The organism is Pseudomonas sp. SIMBA_068 (assembly GCF_046534705.1).
Classification (GTDB): Bacteria; Pseudomonadota; Gammaproteobacteria; order Pseudomonadales; family Pseudomonadaceae; genus Aquipseudomonas; species Aquipseudomonas putida.
Map to the genome: position 1 here is coordinate 1 of NZ_JAWRYI010000051.1, position 474 is coordinate 474.

Below are 474 nucleotides of genomic sequence, written 5' to 3' on the forward strand. Positions count from 1 at the left end.
ATTGGCATATTGGTATTAAGAATTACATAATTAGTTCCTGAATTTTAAGGAGAAATTAAGATTGCTATTGTCCAGTGGTGAATATTGTTTATGTGACTATTGTTGTAAAGTGCATCTAGTATCATGAGTTTTGCTCTGTATTCATCTTCGTTATTTTCCTCGACTAGATTCCATGCTTTTTTGTACCAGACAAGAGCTTTGTCAGTTTTTCGACTTTTAAAACAGACTTTGCTAAGCATGTAATATGTGCGGATGGTGTTCAATGATTCCCTGTGTTCTGGTATATCAATTGCTTTTAGTAAATGGCTTTCAGCTTGTAATAGATCACCACGTTTTTCATAACTGATACCGATATTGTAATGAGCTAAACTTTTGGTGTATGAATCCCCGATTTCATCTGATTTTTTAATGATGGTTGCATAATGTTGATCAGCTTTTTTATAACTCATTAATTCCATTTTGTTATGTGCGATT

The 474-nt window shown here is 32.7% G+C and carries 1 protein-coding gene; it reads right to left on the minus strand.

The features are described from left to right. Window positions 1–44: 44 nt before the first annotated feature. Window positions 45–474: tetratricopeptide repeat protein (locus SB756_RS28085; RefSeq protein WP_410912753.1), on the minus strand; the 430-nt coding region annotated here is incomplete at its 5' end.